This is a genomic window from Brevundimonas sp. Root608 (assembly GCF_001427825.1).
Lineage (GTDB): Bacteria > Pseudomonadota > Alphaproteobacteria > Caulobacterales > Caulobacteraceae > Brevundimonas.
Window position 1 is genome coordinate 160,598 of the sequence record NZ_LMGT01000006.1, and the last position, 15,521, is coordinate 176,118.

Sequence of the window (15,521 nt, forward strand, 5' to 3'; positions counted from 1 at the left end):
TTTTCAATGTCGTGAAAAGTGTTCGCAGGTGAACACAGGGCGTGTTTGCGTGTTAAAACAGGCGCTCGCAGCCGGTGATTCACGACGGTCGGGCTGACCGACGCGCCGCTGTCAGGAATGACGACAATGAAGGGCGATCCCGCGATCATCCGCACGCTCAACGCGGTTCTCACCAACGAGCTGACGGCGGTGAACCAGTATTTCCTGCACGCGCGGATGTTCGAGAGCTGGGGCCTGAAGCATCTCGGCCAGGTCATCTACGACGAGTCGATCGGCGAGATGAAACACGCCGACAAGCTGATCAAGCGGGTGCTGTTCCTCGACGGCCTGCCGAACCTGCAGGACCTGCACAAACTGAAGATCGGCGAGAACGTCTTCGAATGCCTCGGCGCCGACCTGTCGCTGGAGCTGGGCGGGCGGGACACGCTGCTGGCGGGCATCGCCCAGTGCGAGGCGGCGTCGGACTACATCAGCCGCCAGATCCTGACCGAAATCCTCGCCGACACCGAGGAGCACATCGACTTCCTCGAGGCGCAGCACAAGCTGATCGAACAGCTGGGCGAGCAGAACTATCTGCAGTCGGCCATGACCGAGATCGCGCCGGACCGCTCGGCGACCGGCAATTGATCTAGAGCACCTCGCGCCGGGCCAGATGGGCGACGGCGAGGGCCAGCACGATCAGACCCAGACCGCAGCCGAGACCCAGGGCCGTGTTCACACGCCAGGCCTGGGTCGAGACCAGCATGTTGACCGGCATCTGCCAGGGGAAGAAGACGCCCGCCTTCGCCGAGGTGGCGACGACGGAGAAGAAGGTCCCGCCGATGCCGACCACCAGGGCCGGCACGAAGCTGGAGAACCGCAGGGCGATCCACAGCTGGATGGCGACCATCAGGATGGCGGCCAGGAAGACCTTGCCCATGGTCGAGGCGTAGAGGGCGATGTCCAGCGTCCCGCTCGGCGTCAGGTTCGGCTTGATCGCCGTCGCCAGCATCACCGCACCCCAGGTCATCATCAGAGTGGCGGCGCTCATGAAGGCGACCACCGCCAGCACCATCACCGCCTTGGCCGCATAGAGCCTCCAGCGCGGCAGCGGAAGGCTGCGCAGATGATCCCACGACTTCGGCCCGTGCTCCATGTGGGCGACGAGCGCCGTCAGGGCCGTCACGCTCATGGGCAGCATGAAATAGGACCAGATGCCGATCCCGCTGACCATCCACATCTCCCACGGCATGGGCGTCTTGCCGCGCAGCAGGTTGAAGAAGGTGAAGATGGCGATCAGCGACGGCGCGGCCACGGCCAGCAGGGCGGCCAGCGACCGGTTCAGCTTGCGGATTTCCACGGACAGGACGGCGAGCATCAGACGAACTCCGGCTGGGGTGCGGGGATGACGGTGGAGGCGGACGCCTGGCGATAGATGCCCTCCAGCGACCGGGCCCGGGCGCCGATGGCGAAGACGGCGACCCCGGCCTCCACGAGGGCGCGGTTCATGGCTGAAACCGCGCCGTCCGGATCGTCTCCGGGATTGAGCCGCGCGGTCAGGCCGTCGTCGGCCAAGGACAGCGCCAGGTCGAACGGCCTGAGCACGGCCGAGGCGCGACCCGCATCATCCACCCGCAACGCGATCTCCGTCGCGAGGTCCGCCTTGATCCGCGCCAGCTCTCCCTCCAGCACCAGCCGGCCTTCATGGACGATGCCGACATGGGTGGCGATCTGCTCGATCTCGCCGAGCAGATGGCTGGACAACAGGACGGTGGCGCCGGTCCGCGCGGGCAGGTCCTTGAGGAAGCGGCGCATGTCGGCGATGCCGTCGGGGTCCAGGCCGTTGGTCGGTTCGTCGAGGACCAGCACCGGCGGCGCGCCCAGCATGGCGCGGGCCAGACCCAGCCGCTGGCGCATGCCCAGCGAATAGTCCGACACCCGGCGGCGGCCGTGCTCCGACATCTCGACCACCTCGAGCACGCGCTCGATCTCGGCTGCGGGCAGCCCCAGCAGGGTGCGGGTCAGGTCGAGGTTCTGACGTCCCGTCAGATTGGCGTAGAAACCGTGCGCCTCCAGCAGGGCCCCGACCTTGCGCGCTGCGCCGATGCGGTCGCGGGCGACGTCGATCCCGGCGATCCGCGCCGAGCCCGAGCTCGGGCGGATCAGGCCCAGCAGCATCTTCAGCGTCGTCGTCTTGCCCGCGCCATTGCGCCCGAGAAAGCCGTAGACGGCGCGGTCCGGCACGGTCATCGACACCGCGTCGACGGCTCGATGCGAACCGAAGCAGCGGCTCAGGGCTTCGGTTTCGATGGCGGCTGTCATGACGGCGGCGCTCGCGTTCGTTTAAGTGCGATATAAAGTTGCGAACCTTGCGTCTTTAAGTCAAGATTAAAGAGCAGACATGATTCCACGCCCGGGAGCGCCGCGTGAGCCAGACCGATCTCGTCCGTTTTCGTCGTATGTGCGGCCAGTTCCGCTGGCTGGCTGTCTTCATGGTCGTCACCGTGGGAGGCGGGCTGCTGCTGACCTGGGTCGGCGCGCCGCTGATCTTCTGGCTGCGCGAGGGCCGCGCGCCTCTGCAGGCCAGCACGATCGCCGGCCTGATCTGGTTCAGCCCGACGGCCTTCTATCTGTTCGGCGTCTGGTCGATCGGATCGGCCATGGGCCAGCTGGCGAGGGGACGGCTGATCCAGCCGACCCTGTCCTCGGCCCTGCGGCGGGTGGGACTGTCGCTGGGACTGGGCGGCGTGCTGAGCGTATTCGTGGTGTCCAACCTCGTCCGGCTGGTCGAAAACGGGCGCGGCGGCTTCCTGCACTTTGACGTGGCGGGGATGACGCTGGGGATGATCGGCGGGGCGTTGTTCCTGCTGGGCCGGGTGGTCGATCAGGCCGGCCGGATGCAGGCCGAGCTGGACGAGATGATCTGATGCCCGTCCGCGTGACCCTCGACGCCCTGATCGTGAAGAAGGGCCTGAAGGCGCGCGACCTCGCGGCCGAGGTCGGCCTGAGCGAGACCCAGCTGTCACTGTTCCGATCGGGCAAGGTGAAGGGCATCCGCTTCCGCACCCTGGCGCGGCTGTGCGCGGCGCTGGACTGCAGGCCGGGCGACCTGCTGGACTACGGCTTCGATCCCGCCGATCTGGCCCCGGTCGAGGACGACGAGGTCTGACGGAACCGCCGCCCTCGCCCGCCATTGTCTGTCCGCAGACCGGGAGAGCCACGCGTGAACGACATCGACGACATCCTTGACGACGCGCGCGACGCCGCCGGCGACTTCCTCAACGCCAACGAGCGCGACATCGGCCATGTCATCCTGGGCGTGGCTGTGACCGTCGGCTTCGCCCTCGGCGCCACCCTGCTGGCGCGGACCACGATCCGGCCCCGGCCGATACATCTGGCGGACGACGACGCGCCGATCACCGAGCGTCCGCGCGGGCCGCTGAGCCTGATCCTGCCCGCCGTCTTCTCGGTCACCACCTTGTCGGCGGTGCGCGTCTGGAACGCCCCTGCCCGGCCCGAGCGCACCACGGCCATGGGCCTGTGGGCCGCGGCACAGGCGCTGAACGCGGTGTGGATCGCCATGCGGCCCGCCAGCCGCGGCCTGCAGATCGCCGCCGCCATGTCGTCCGCCGGCCTCGCCGCCGCCTTCGCCCACGAGGCGCGCAAGCTGGACAATCGCGCCGGCAAGCTGGCCGCCCCCAGCGGCGGCTCGGTGCATCTTGCCAATCTGGTTCAGGGAAAGTCGCGGGACCAGGCGCCGACGGTTCACTGACCCGCGCCTTGCCGGATCACGCCGCATCCTCTAGGGACTGCGCCCGTTCGCGCGCGCCACGGGGCTGCGCCCAATCCCTTCCGAGAACCCGATGAAGATCAACGGCAACAACATCAAGCCCGGCATGGTCCTTGAGCACAACAAGGGCCTGTGGGTCGTGACCAAGGCCAGCCACGTCAAACCGGGCAAGGGCGGCGCCTTCGCCAACATCGAGGCCAAGAACCTCGAAACCGGCAACAAGCTGAGCGAACGCTTCCGGTCGGAAGACAAGGTCGAGCGCGTCACGCTGGAACAGAAGGACTTCTCGTTCCTGTACGAGCAGGGCGACGCCCTGGTCTTCATGGACGACGCCACCTACGAGCAGACCGAACTCCAGAAGGACTGGGTCGGCGAGGACCGCGTCGCCTATCTGCAGGACGGCATGAAGGTCGTCATCGAAATGCACGAGGAACGGCCCATCGGCCTGACCCTGCCCGACCAGGTCACTCTGGAAGTCGTCGAGACCGAGCCCACCGTGAAGGGCCAGACCGCCTCCTCCTCCTACAAGCCCGCCATCGCCAACAACGGCGTGCGCATCATGATCCCGCCGTACATGGGCGTCGGCGAACGCATCGTCGTCGACACCACGACCGGCGAATACGTCCGCCGCGCCGAATAGGCCCGACCGACGCCGCGACCCGGAGGCGCGATCCTGCGCCTCCATGACCTTCTCCGACTGTCCGGGCTGTCGCCTTTGAAGGACCTTCGGACCAGGAGATCCCCATGGCCCTCGCCTCAGCCCTCGTTTCCGTGATGATCGACGCGGTCCGCAAGACCGCCCGGCCGATGCTGCGCGACTTCGGCGAGGTCGCCCAGTTGCAGGTGTCGCGCAAGGGACCCGGCGACTTCGTCACCGCCGCCGACATCCGCGCCGAGGACACCCTGTACGAACTGCTGATGAAGGCCCGCCCGGGTTACGGCTTCCTGGGCGAGGAGCGCGGCATGATGGAGGGGACCGACAAGTCCCACATGTGGATCGTCGACCCGATCGACGGCACGACCAACTTCATGCACGCCATGCCCCATTTCGCCATCACCGTGGGGCTGCAGCGCACCGCGCCGGACGGAGCGTCCGAGATCGTCGCGGGCGTGACCTACAATCCGGTGATGAACGAGCTGTTCTGGGCCGAGAAGGGCAAGGGCTGCTATCTCAATGACACGCGCATCCGCGTCGCCGGACGCCGCGACCTGTCGGAAAGCCTGATCGCCACCGGCCTGCCCTTCATCGGCAAGACGGGCCATGCCCAGGCCATCAAGGACATCCACGCCATTGGCCAGCGCGTCGCCGGCATCCGCCGTCTGGGCTCGGCGGCGCTGGACTTCGCCTGGGTCGCGGCGGGACGGTACGACGCCTATTATGAGCGCAACCTGCAGCCATGGGACGTGGCGGCGGGCATATTGTTCGTCACCGAGGCGGGGGGGATTGTGACCACCATCGACGGCGAGGGCCGGCCGGAAACGGGCGGGCAGATCCTGGCCACGAACTCGGAGCTGCATCCGCAGTTGCTGAAGGTGTTGCGGGGGTAGCCCCCCTTCGCGCGCCCCCAATCCGCTCATCCCCGCGAAAGCGGGGCCCCCGTTCTTTGGGCGGTTCAGCGGTTCCAGTGAGCCGGGAACGCTCGTCCACGAACGCCGGCGTAGCTGGAAAGGACCGGGTCCCCGCTTTCGCGGGGATGAGCGGAATTTTGAAATTCTGGACCGCCGTCCAAGGGCAGAGAGTCCCGGAGTCCCGCGAAAAAATGCGGGACGGCGATTCCTGTGGATCAGGCCGTGCCTGCGAAGGACGGTTGACCCGCCCCTGGGCAGCGGAGCCGACGTGTTCAACACTGTCAAAGACCAGGCCCGGCGGGCATTTGGCTATTATGCACGGGCCTGCGTCAGAAACGGTCGCAGGCCGGTTTTCGGCGAGCCGGCGTCTGTCAGACGGGGCGGAAGTCGCGGATTCCTGTCCCCGAAAGGGCGGGTCGGAGGGGGCGAGAGTCTCCATGTCGAGAGGCGCTGTGGTTCCCCTAAAAGGGGCGGCGCGCGATTCACAATATCTCAAGTTGCCTCGGACATTGCTTCATCCTGGGAGGCCTGATGCGCAATATTTTGAATTGGCTTTGCTTCGATGAGCGGCTCGATCGCAGCGCGCGTCTAAGCCGCAAGAAGTTCTGGGTGAGAACGGCGCTCTTCATCGTAATTTCGGGCGTCCTTTTTCAGTTTCTGAGCCCGCTTCAGGTCGGAGCCTGGCTTCTCCTGATGTTGGCGGCGGAGGCCGCGCTGACGATCGCCTGCCTCCCGAAATTCATGGCGAGTCATCCCAACACCTCGCGCGCGCTGCGAATGGGGGCTTCGGCCGTCACCGCGATCGGCTGGTGCGCCGGTTCCCTGCTGCTCGTGGGCACCCATCAGCCGGCCCCGAGCATGGTGGGCGTGGCCCTGGTCGCCGGGGTCGCGGTCTATGCGATCGGCTCCTGCTTCAGAACCCCCATCCACATGCTCGCCTGTGGTCTCCCCCCGGCCGTGGCGCTCCTGGCGACGCCCTGGGTCATTCCCCTCACCCCGGCGGAGTTGATCGCAAGCCAGGTCGCCATGGTGGTCGTCGTCGGATTTGGCGCAGCAACCGCGGTCAGCGCCGTCATCACACACCAGCGCCTGTTCATGACCTCGGCGGCCGTCAAGTACCAGAAGCGTCAGGCGGATGCCGCGAACAAGGCCAAGAGCGTCTTCCTCGCGAACATGTCGCACGAAATTCGCACGCCCCTGAACGGCGTCGTGGCGATGGCCGATGCTCTCTCCCGTCGGTCGCTCGACCCGGAGGCGGCGTACATGGTGCAGACCATCCGTTCGTCGGGGGAAAGCCTGGAAAGGCTGTTGTCCGATATCCTCGACGCGGCCCGGATTGATTCAGGCAAGCTCGCTGTCGAGCAGATTCCCTTCCATGTCGGCGACACGGTCCGTTCCGCCGTCGCCCTCCATCAGGCGCAGGCGTCCGACAAGGGGACCCTGCTGACGGTCGATATCGTCCCGGAAGCGGATGAGCACTTCCTCGGCGATCCCGTCCGCATTCGCCAGATCATCAGCAATTTCGTATCGAACGCGATCAAATTCACGGCCCGCGGGGAGGTGCGCGTGACCGTGAGCCTGAGCGAGAACCTGCTCACCCTTGCGGTTGAGGACACGGGAATCGGGTTCGACGCCACGCATACCGACATCTTCGGCCGCTTCCAGCAGGCGGACGGCACCATCACCCGGCGCTATGGCGGCACGGGCCTCGGATTGGCCATTTGTGCGGAACTCGCCAGCCTGATGGGAGGAACGGTCGACTGCTCCAGCACGCTCGGGGCGGGTTCGCGCTTCTGGACCACATTGCCTCTCGCGCGAGCAGAGGCCCCGTCCCAGCCAGAGGAGAGTCCGGCAAACCCCGTCGAGGCGCCCGGGTTGAGGATCCTCATCGCGGACGATCACCCGGTGAACCGCAAGGTCCTCGAAATGATGCTGGCCCCCTCGGGCTGCGAACTGGTCCAGGTCGAGGACGGCGCCGAGGCTGTCGCCGCCTGCCTCGCCGAAAACTTCGACGTGATCCTGATGGATATGCAGATGCCGGTCATGGACGGCGTTTCGGCGGTCAGGGAAATCCGCCGGCTCGAAAAAACCCGCGGGTCCGCCCGGACGCCGATTATCATGGTGACCGCGAACGCTCTCCCGGAGCACGTCGCCGCGAGCGCAGCGGCCGGCGCCGACAGCCACATCTCCAAGCCCGTGCGGATTGATGCGCTTCACCGGGCGATAGAGAGCGCCCTTGCCGGCCCTGTCGCGGCAGCGGAGTCAGCGGCGGCCTAGAGCACCCGATCGGCTCTCACAGCCCGGCCTACATCTTCTCCATCGTATGGCTTAGGCTCGCCACACGTCCGCTTTCCAGCCTTAGGCGACGGTCGGCTTCCGACCCATTGCGGACGTTAGCGGGTCCTAGCTCTCCGGGGGGAAGTCCCGGAACCGCCAACCGCCTTCTCCGTCCGGGACCAGAATGGCCTGTTCTCTCGAAACGCATCTGTTGATGGGCTGGCCCATGTTCACATTGATGCTGTTTACCGGTCGCATCTCGACCCCCTCGTCGTAGAGGAACGCGAAAGCGGAACTCGGCCCTGATCTGTAAGCCGCCGCATCAAACAAGCTCTCAAACGCCTCCTCGCCGGGGAGCGCGGCTTGGCCGGGCAACATGTCCGCTGGTCGTTGCTCACCAACGACGCAAACCATAGTCCAGCCACCCGGCTCCATTGAGGTGACCGCAATAGGTTGGCCATCCGCCAAAGCTGCTGAAATCGCTTTGTCGAATGAGTGATCCGCGACTGACATCGGCGGTGGTGCGCCGCAGGCGGACACTCCGGCCACCGCAAACACCGTGGCGAAAAGAGAAATGGTAGGAGAGCGTCGGCGAATAGTCATGGCGGTAGCTTCCACCAATCGACGTCCGCTTACCACCCTTAGGCAACAGTCGGCTCCCGACCCGTTGCAGACATTGCTCCACCCGCTATGGTCATGCCTTGGGCTCGCGGAGGTTGAGGGTGATGAAGTTATTCAAGGTGGCGTTGGCGGCGCTGGCTCTGGTCGGATGCTCGTCACCGTCCTCGACCCACACGCTCGAAGTGGAAGGAGCGCCCGGCGAGGTGGCGCGCTTCGTCGCTGCCGAAGAAGCCCGAAACGCCAGCACGGAAGTCCGATATCAGGCGGGGGCAAACAAAGCTGTCTTCTCCGTCCCGACAGTCCAAGCACAGTCCGAGATGAGGCTAAGGGCAACTGCCGCCAAGCTGGCGGTTGGAACCCGGAGCGCAACCAGTTGGGGCTTCAATCCCGACTCCTAAGCAGGTCCGCTTCCCACCCTTAGGCGACAACCCGCTCCTGACCCAAAGCGGACTAGGCTCTTTGCCTTGGGATCGTTCTTTGCCAAACTCAGCGCCAATCTAGGGCGTAATCTTCTTGGTACCGACTGATACTCTCGAGCTCGTGCTCGCCACGTCCATGGATGCGGTTGTAGTGATGCGTTCCGATGGGACCGTCGCTGAGTGGAGCGACGAGGCTGCCCGAGTGTTCGGCTGGGACCGTGCCGATGTCTTAGATCAGGAAATGGCGCAGTTCATCGTGCCCGCCCATTTTCGGGAGCGGCACCACGCCGGCCTGAGGCACTATCTGACATCTGGTGAAGGGCCGGTGCTTCGGACCAGAATCGAGATCACGGCGTTGCGGCGGTCTGGCGAGGAGTTCCCGATAGAGCTTTCCATCTCCCCTGTGCGTCTCGGGAGCGAAGAGGTGTTCCTAGCCTTCATCAGGGACGTGTCCTCGTCGAAGGCCACCATGGAGGCGTTGGAACGAAGGGCCCACGAAGCGGCTCTGTTGCACCGGGTCGCCAGCGTTGCAGCGGAGTCCGGTTCGTTGGATGACGTGATCCAGCTTTGCCTAGAATCTATCTGTGACCTTCTCGGTTGGCCTATTGGTCATGCGTTTCTCGCACGTCCGGAATCCGAACATCTGTCGGATCATTTTTGGACCGGGGACGTCTTGGACTACGGAAACCTAAGAGAGGCGACTAAACGCACCCGGTTCCCACGCGGCTACGGCCTTCCCGGGAGGGTCTGGGCGGGAACGAAAAGCGAGTGGATCGATGACGCGGACATGGCGCAGAAGTTCGTTCGCGGAGATAGCCGTGATCTCGGCATCGGGGCTGCCTTCGCCATACCAATCACTGCGCGAGGGCAAGTGGTGGCGGTACTCGAGTTCTTCTCGCCTGTTCCTATGCGAAAGGAGCCTGATCGCGTCCTGGTCGCCGAAACCATAGCGGCCCAAGCCGGGCGGGCGCTGGAGCGTGAGAGGGACCGGCAGCATCAGCTGCTCCTTCTCGGGGAACTGGATCACCGGACGAAGAACCTGTTGGCGGTCGTGTCCAGTATGGCGGCGCTAACCGCCAGAGACGCAGTGAGCGTCAAATCCTATACTCAGGATTTCACCCAAAGGCTGACAAGCCTGTCTGCTTCGCACAGCCTTCTGACGAAATCCCAATGGGGCGCGACGGACATACGCGAGTTGATCAACGACGTGGTGGGGGTGCACCTCTCACGGCAGAGCCCCCAGCTCCAGATCGAGGGTTGCGAGCTGTACGTAGAGGCGAAGACCGCGTTGAGCTTGGGGCTCATCTTCCACGAGTTGGCCACCAACGCAGTCAAATATGGTGCTCTCGGAAAGCCAAACGGCACGATCACCATCACCTGCGAAGCTCTGTCGGAGCCGTCATCACTGACCCGCATTGCGTGGCGCGAAATGGGCGTCGGCCCCTGTCGGAAGCCTGAGCGAACGGGCTTCGGTACAAAGCTCATCCAAACGAGTGCCCGGCACGACCTCGGCGGCAATGTGGAGGTTACCTATTCCGACGACGGGATGATCTATGAGATCGTGTTCCCGGCGGCCTGATGGCCGTTGAGGCCGGTGAAGGCACCGCACACTCGAGGTGCCTGTTACACCCTAAGAGTGACCGGCATGGCACGACTGCTCGGGGGGTCAGCGTCCGCTTTCCACCCAAAGGCGACCTCCGGAACGTCCGCTTGAAGAGGCGCGCCCCGTCGTCCCCTTACCCGATCAGCGACCGCGCCGCCGCCCGCGCCTCGTCGGTGACCACCGCCCCCGACAGCATGCGGGCGATCTCCTCGCGGCGGGCGTCGTCGTCCAGCGTGTCGACGGTCGTCGTGGTCATGCCGCCCGCGTCGGCCTTGCGGACCTTCCAGTGGGCGTGGCCGCGAGCGGCGACCTGGGGGCTGTGGGTCACGACCAGGACCTGGGCGCCATGCGACAGCCGTTGCAGGCGCGCCCCGACGGCCGAGGCGACGGCGCCGCCCACGCCCTGGTCGACCTCGTCGAAGATCATCACCGGCTGGCGCTGGTCCTCGCGCCCGGCCAGCGCCGCCTTCATGGCCAGGGCGAAGCGGGCCAGCTCGCCGCCCGAGGCGATGGCGTCCAGCGGGCCGAAGGCGGTTCCGGCGTTGGTGGCGATCTCGAAGCGGACGGTCTCGACGCCCAGCGGTCCCCGGCGGCCTTCGGTCACGGGCTCGAAGGCGACGCGGAAGCGGGCGCGGTCCAGTTTCAGCGGCCCCAGTTCGGTCATCACCGAGGCGGTCAGACGGTCGGCGGCGGCCTCGCGCGCCGAGGTCAGCAGCATCGCCGCCACATCATAGGCCTCGCGCGCGGCCGAGGCGGCGCGTTCGGCGGCGGTGATGGCCTCGGCGCCGTCCTCGATCAGGCGCAGCTTCTCGCGGAAGCGGACGCGCAGCACGGGCAGACTCTCGACCGACGTATTCAGCTTGCGGGCGGCGGCGCGCAGGGCGAACAGCCGCTCCTCGGCCTTGTCGAGCCGACCCGGCTCGAAGTCGAAGGCGTTGGCGGCGGCGTCGACGCAGGCGATGGCCTCCTCGGCCTCGACCATGGTCCGGTCGATGGCTTCCGCCGCGGCGGACAGTTTCTGCAGCAGCGGGTGCTCGGGATCCGTCCCCGCCTGGCCGGCCCGCTGGCGCGCGTGCTCGACGGCGCGCAGGGCCGCCGACAGCTTCTGGGACAGCTTGTCGCCGCCCAGCTGGGTGCGGGCGTCCGCCAGGTCGCCGATGGCCTTTTCCGCCGCGCCGAGGATGGCGCGTTCGCCGGCCAGTTCGGTCTCCTCGTCGGGGCGGGGGTCGAGTTCGTCGAGCTCGGCGAGGTTCTGCGTCAGCTCCTCGGCGTGGGCGGCGGCGTCGGCCGCGGCGGCCCTGAGGTCCGAGACGGCGCGTTCGGCGGTCTTCAGCCGGTCGGCGGCGCCGGCCACGCCGTCCAGCTGGGGCTGCAGGCCGCCGTAGTTGTCGAGCAGGGCGCGGTGGGTCTTCCAGTCCAGCAGGCCGACGGTCTCGTGCTGGCCGTGGACCTCGACCAGGGCCTGACCGATCTCGCGCAGGGCGGTCACGCCCGCCGGCTGGTCGTTGACGAAGGCGCGGCTGCGGCCGTCGGCGGCCACGGTGCGACGCAGGATCAGCTCCTCGCCCGGGGCGACGTCGAAGCCGCGCTCGACGATCATGGCGATCAGGGCGGGGTCGTCAGGGGCGGTGAAGACGGCGGTGGCCGAGGCCTGTTTGGCCCCCGCCCGCACCAGTCCGGCGTCCGCGCGCGCCCCCAGCGCCAGGCCGAGGGCGTCGAGAATGATCGACTTGCCGGCCCCGGTCTCGCCGGTCAGCACGGTCAGGCCGCCGTCGACCTCGAGGTCGAGCGCGTCGACCAGCACGATGTCGCGGATGGAGAGGGCGGTCAGCATGCGAACACCCTCCATCCGTCACCCTCGGGCTTGTCCCGAGGGCCCATTTGTCCGGGGCAGGAGAGATGGGCGTGGGACAAAGCGAATCGTTTCACCGGCGACGCCGGAGAATGCTGACCAATGGGTCCTCGGGACAAGCCCGAGATGACGGGTCGTTGAAGATCAGCCCGGGATGATCCGGCGCAGCCAGCTTTCACGCTGGCCGGTCGGGGCGACGTCGGGCTGGCGGCCGTCCTCGGTCAGCAGGGCGTAGGCCTCGGCGTACCAGGGGCTGCCGGGATAGTTGAAGCCGAGCACGGCGCCGTTGCGGGTCGCCTCTTCCTTCAGGCCCAGCGTCAGATTGACCTCGACCAGACGGTACAGGGCCTCGGGGGTGTGCGAGGTGCGCTGGTAGGCTTCGTTGTCGATCACGGTCTTGTAGCGGTTGAGCGCCGCCAGCGGCTGGCCGGCGCGCTGGTAGTAGCGGCCGATGGCCATTTCCTTGCCGGCCAGCTGGTCGTTGACCATGTCGATCTTGACCGTGGCGTCGATGGCGTAGGACGTGCCGGGATAGCGGCGCTGCACATCCTTCAGCCCGTCGAGGGCCGCCTGGGCATAGCCCTGGTCGCGGCCGACGTCGGTGATCTGTTCGAAATTGCACAGGGCCTTCATGTAGAAGGCGTAGGGCGCGCTGGGATTGCCTGGGAAGAGCTGGATGAACCGGTCCGACGCGGCGATGGCGTCGGCGTAGTTGTTGTTCTGGTAGTAGGCGTAGATCTGCATCAGGATCGCGCGGCGCGACCATTCCGAATACGGATGCTGGCGCTCGACCTCCTGGAAATAGTCGATCGCGTCGGCCCAGCGCTGGCTCTGCAGGCGCTGGTAGCCGGTGTTGTAGAGCGCCTCGACCGGGCGCTCCTCATAGGCCAGACGCGGACGATTGGTGCGGCCGCTACAGGCCGAGATCGTCAGGGCCGAAACAGCCACGGTGGCCAGGATCAGGCCGGCGCGGAAATTGTAAGCAGGCAAGGACGACCTCAAAATTCAAGCCGGCGAGCGCGAACCCGTCGGCGCCCCCGGAAACGAGACGCGATCTCTACACCAGCGGACTTGTCCGCGCCAATGCGCGAAGAAGACCTGCAAAAAGACGCGTCGCGCCTTGTGGCCGGCCCATCCGCTGGTATGTAGCGCGCCAGCGCCACGGCGGCATTCTCAGCCCGGCGATGACGGCGAAAGGATGACCGGACATGAAGCTGCTCTCTGGCAACTCCAACCGGACCCTGTCCCAGGCGATCGCCGCCCACCTCGACATGCCCCTGACCAAGGCCCAGGTGAAACGGTTCGCCGACAACGAGGTCTTCGCCGTGATCGAGGAGAACGTCCGCGGCGAGGACGTCTTCATCGTCCAGTCGACCAGCTATCCGGCCAATGACAACCTGATGGAGCTGCTGATCATGACCGATGCGCTGGTGCGCGCCTCGGCCCGGCGGATCACGGCGGTCATGCCCTATTTCGGCTACGCCCGGCAGGACCGGAAGACGGGCGGCCGCACGCCCATCTCGGCCAAGCTGGTGGCGAACATGATCACCCGGGCGGGCGCGCACCGGGTCCTGACGATGGATCTGCACGCCGGCCAGATCCAGGGCTTCTTCGACATCCCGACGGACAACCTGGTCGCCACCCCGGTGCTGGCCCAGGACATCAAGGACCACTATCCGCGCGGCGACGACCTGATGATCGTGTCGCCCGACGTCGGCGGCGTGGTCCGGGCCCGCTCGCTGGCCTCGCGCCTCAACGCCGACCTCGCCATCGTCGACAAGCGCCGCGCCCGGGCGGGCGAGAGCGAGGTCATGAACATCATCGGCGACGTCGAGGGCCGGCGCTGCATCCTGTTCGACGACATCGTCGATTCCGGCGGCACCCTGGTGAACGCGGCCAAGGCGCTGATGGACAAGGGCGCGACCGAGGTTTCGGCCTACATCAGCCACGGCGTCCTGTCCGGGCCGGCCGTCCAGCGGGTGACCGACGGGCCGCTGAAGGAGCTGGTCATCACCGACTCCATCGAGCAGCCGCACGAAGTTTTGACCTGCGCCAAGATCCGCACGGTCTCGGTCGCTCCGCTGATCGGCGAGGCCATCCGGCGGATCGCCAACGAGGAATCGGTCTCCAAACTGTTCGATTGACCGATTCGCCTGCCTCAAATTGGCCGGGAGCGCGTTCTCTGCTCCACGACGGACAGTTCGAGGAGACTCCATGCATTCGGCAATGATGCGACGCGGCCTATCGCTGGCCGCCCTGTGCGCGGCCGCGGTTCTGGCGGGCTGCGCCTCGGGCAAGGCCGAAGCCGAGGCCGAGGCCGCGCGCGTCGCCGAGGCCGCCGCCCTGGCCGCGCGGACGCCGCCGGCGATCAACCTGTCGCAAGGCGTCGCCGAGGACGCGGCGGTCTATCTCGCCTTCGCCCGCGACATCGCCACCATCCGCGGCGGCTTTGAAAACCCCGAAGCGATCCAGGCCGCCCTGCGCAAGGGTTCGGCCTATGATCCCGGCCAGATTTCGCGCGGCATGGTGGCCTACGCCTCCATCGTCGCCCTGCAATCGCCGGCGTTCGTCGCCGGCGTCAACCAGTACGGCGTCAACCCGACGGGCCGGCAGAAGATGATCGCCGACATCGTCGCCGACCCGCGCACCGCCTCATACATGCCGGGCGCGGACGAGGCGGCCGGCCTGATCATGGCGGCCCTGGACGCCGACATCGACGCCCTGACCGCGGCGGCCAACTCGGTGGAGAACGACGCCTATGCGGTCCAGGCCGACGGCCGGCGGTCGTGGGCGATCGCCCATATCACCGACCGCGAAACCCGGTTGGCCGGCGCCAAGGCCCTTTCGGGCCAGACCATGCTGCCCTCGGCCACGGAGTCGGCCCGCCTGTTCGCCGCGGGCAACAGCGGCGCCGGCGTGACCATCGCGGGGTCGCGGCGTCGCGAGGCCCCCTATCCGCCGGTGGTGGCGAACGCCCTCGCCCTCGCCGCCCTGGCGGCCCTCGGCGCCGCCGGCGAGGATGCGCGGGCCAATACCGCCGCCCTGCAGTCCGAGCCGGTCAGCAACAACTGCCTGAACGAGTCCAAACTGAACCTCTACCAGTGCCTGGCGGCGTCCCGGCCCAGCTACGAGGACATGTTCTGCGTCGGGCGGCATATCGTGCGCGATCTGGCGACCTGCACCCGCAGCGCGGCCCTGCCGGCGGCGACCGTCACGGTGTCGGACATCGTTCCCGCCGGGCCTCCCCGACCGGCGATCGTCACCGCGCCGCTGGACCCGCCCGAGCGCACGCCCGTCTCGCCGACCCAGCAGCTGAATATCGGGACCGGCGCGCCGATCCCGCTGGCGGATTAGTGATCGGCAAACGATTCGCGGCGCCTTATAAGGCGTCTTGAGTTTCGGCGTCCCGCG

General features: G+C 66.9%; 15 protein-coding genes. 10 read left to right on the top strand and 5 right to left on the bottom strand.

Features of this window, described 5'->3' with window-relative positions; translation table 11 throughout:
• The first annotated feature begins 126 nt into the window (after positions 1 to 126).
• Positions 127 to 627 (top strand): bacterioferritin, encoded by a 501-nt coding sequence (gene bfr, locus ASD59_RS10290; RefSeq protein WP_055831535.1) that lies wholly within the window; start codon positions 127 to 129, stop codon positions 625 to 627.
• A 1-nt stretch (position 628) separates the two neighbouring features.
• Here bfr and ASD59_RS10295 read toward each other — a convergent pair whose 3' ends face one another.
• Positions 629 to 1,357 carry an ABC transporter permease gene (locus ASD59_RS10295; protein WP_055831536.1) on the bottom strand — a complete coding sequence of 243 codons (729 nt, stop codon included), beginning with the start codon at positions 1,355 to 1,357 and terminating at the stop codon, positions 629 to 631.
• Entirely contained in the window at positions 1,357 to 2,301 is a 945-nt protein-coding gene (locus ASD59_RS10300; RefSeq protein ID WP_055831537.1) for an ABC transporter ATP-binding protein, read from the bottom strand. Before ASD59_RS10300 ends, ASD59_RS10295 begins: the two co-directional genes overlap by 1 nt.
• Positions 2,302 to 2,405: 104 nt before the next feature.
• Here ASD59_RS10300 and ASD59_RS10305 point away from each other — a divergent pair, with 104 nt between their 5' ends.
• The 6 genes from ASD59_RS10305 (at position 2,406) to ASD59_RS10330 (ending at position 7,615) form a co-directional block, all read left to right on the top strand.
• The gene (locus tag ASD59_RS10305; RefSeq protein ID WP_055831538.1) at positions 2,406 to 2,906 is read left to right on the top strand and encodes a DUF2975 domain-containing protein; all 501 of its coding nucleotides are present in this window, start codon (positions 2,406 to 2,408) and stop codon (positions 2,904 to 2,906) included.
• On the top strand, positions 2,906 to 3,148 hold the full coding sequence (locus tag ASD59_RS10310; protein WP_055831539.1) for a helix-turn-helix domain-containing protein: 243 nt from the start codon (positions 2,906 to 2,908) through the stop codon (positions 3,146 to 3,148). Before ASD59_RS10305 ends, ASD59_RS10310 begins: the two co-directional genes overlap by 1 nt.
• Positions 3,149 to 3,202: 54 nt before the next feature.
• Positions 3,203 to 3,751, top strand: a complete 549-nt coding sequence (locus tag ASD59_RS10315) for a tryptophan-rich sensory protein (protein WP_055831540.1) — start codon at positions 3,203 to 3,205, stop codon at positions 3,749 to 3,751.
• Positions 3,752 to 3,842: 91 nt separating this feature from the next.
• Positions 3,843 to 4,409 (top strand): elongation factor P, encoded by a 567-nt coding sequence (efp, locus tag ASD59_RS10320; RefSeq protein WP_055831541.1) that lies wholly within the window; start codon positions 3,843 to 3,845, stop codon positions 4,407 to 4,409.
• Between the two features lie 104 nt (positions 4,410 to 4,513).
• On the top strand, positions 4,514 to 5,317 hold the full coding sequence (locus tag ASD59_RS10325; protein WP_055831542.1) for an inositol monophosphatase family protein: 804 nt from the start codon (positions 4,514 to 4,516) through the stop codon (positions 5,315 to 5,317).
• Positions 5,318 to 5,869: 552 nt separating this feature from the next.
• Positions 5,870 to 7,615: an ATP-binding protein gene (locus tag ASD59_RS10330; protein WP_055831543.1), complete on the top strand. Its 1,746-nt coding sequence runs from the start codon at positions 5,870 to 5,872 to the stop codon at positions 7,613 to 7,615.
• A gap of 126 nt (positions 7,616 to 7,741) precedes the next feature.
• Here the strand turns inward: ASD59_RS10330 and ASD59_RS14295 are convergent, their stop codons facing one another.
• On the bottom strand, positions 7,742 to 8,218 hold the full coding sequence (locus ASD59_RS14295) for a hypothetical protein (RefSeq protein ID WP_156377006.1): 477 nt from the start codon (positions 8,216 to 8,218) through the stop codon (positions 7,742 to 7,744).
• A 558-nt stretch (positions 8,219 to 8,776) separates the two neighbouring features.
• Here ASD59_RS14295 and ASD59_RS10340 point away from each other — a divergent pair.
• Positions 8,777 to 10,234: a sensor histidine kinase gene (locus ASD59_RS10340; protein WP_055831545.1), complete on the top strand. Its 1,458-nt coding sequence runs from the start codon at positions 8,777 to 8,779 to the stop codon at positions 10,232 to 10,234.
• A 157-nt stretch (positions 10,235 to 10,391) separates the two neighbouring features.
• On the opposite strand, the gene recN is transcribed toward ASD59_RS10340, so the two are convergent.
• Entirely contained in the window at positions 10,392 to 12,092 is a 1,701-nt protein-coding gene (gene recN / locus ASD59_RS10345; protein ID WP_055831546.1) for a DNA repair protein RecN, read from the bottom strand.
• 162 nt (positions 12,093 to 12,254) lie between these two features.
• On the bottom strand, positions 12,255 to 13,100 hold the full coding sequence (locus ASD59_RS10350; protein ID WP_235561800.1) for an outer membrane protein assembly factor BamD: 846 nt from the start codon (positions 13,098 to 13,100) through the stop codon (positions 12,255 to 12,257).
• Between the two features lie 218 nt (positions 13,101 to 13,318).
• Here ASD59_RS10350 and ASD59_RS10355 point away from each other — a divergent pair, with 218 nt between their 5' ends.
• On the top strand, positions 13,319 to 14,254 hold the full coding sequence (locus ASD59_RS10355) for a ribose-phosphate pyrophosphokinase (RefSeq protein ID WP_055831548.1): 936 nt from the start codon (positions 13,319 to 13,321) through the stop codon (positions 14,252 to 14,254).
• A gap of 70 nt (positions 14,255 to 14,324) precedes the next feature.
• Positions 14,325 to 15,464, top strand: coding sequence for a hypothetical protein (locus tag ASD59_RS10360; RefSeq protein WP_055831549.1), 1,140 nt, complete (start codon positions 14,325 to 14,327; stop codon positions 15,462 to 15,464).
• Positions 15,465 to 15,521 lie beyond the last annotated feature (57 nt).

Coding starts and splice junctions, on each gene's coding strand:
- bfr (WP_055831535.1), top strand. CDS start 127: ATGAAGGGCGATCCCGCGATCATCCGCACGCTCAACGCGGTTCTCACC.
- ASD59_RS10295 (WP_055831536.1), bottom strand. CDS start 1,357: ATGCTCGCCGTCCTGTCCGTGGAAATCCGCAAGCTGAACCGGTCGCTG.
- ASD59_RS10300 (WP_055831537.1), bottom strand. CDS start 2,301: ATGACAGCCGCCATCGAAACCGAAGCCCTGAGCCGCTGCTTCGGTTCG.
- ASD59_RS10310 (WP_055831539.1), top strand. CDS start 2,906: ATGCCCGTCCGCGTGACCCTCGACGCCCTGATCGTGAAGAAGGGCCTG.
- efp (WP_055831541.1), top strand. CDS start 3,843: ATGAAGATCAACGGCAACAACATCAAGCCCGGCATGGTCCTTGAGCAC.
- ASD59_RS10325 (WP_055831542.1), top strand. CDS start 4,514: ATGGCCCTCGCCTCAGCCCTCGTTTCCGTGATGATCGACGCGGTCCGC.
- ASD59_RS10330 (WP_055831543.1), top strand. CDS start 5,870: ATGCGCAATATTTTGAATTGGCTTTGCTTCGATGAGCGGCTCGATCGC.
- ASD59_RS14295 (WP_156377006.1), bottom strand. CDS start 8,218: ATGACTATTCGCCGACGCTCTCCTACCATTTCTCTTTTCGCCACGGTG.
- recN (WP_055831546.1), bottom strand. CDS start 12,092: ATGCTGACCGCCCTCTCCATCCGCGACATCGTGCTGGTCGACGCGCTC.
- ASD59_RS10355 (WP_055831548.1), top strand. CDS start 13,319: ATGAAGCTGCTCTCTGGCAACTCCAACCGGACCCTGTCCCAGGCGATC.
- ASD59_RS10360 (WP_055831549.1), top strand. CDS start 14,325: ATGCATTCGGCAATGATGCGACGCGGCCTATCGCTGGCCGCCCTGTGC.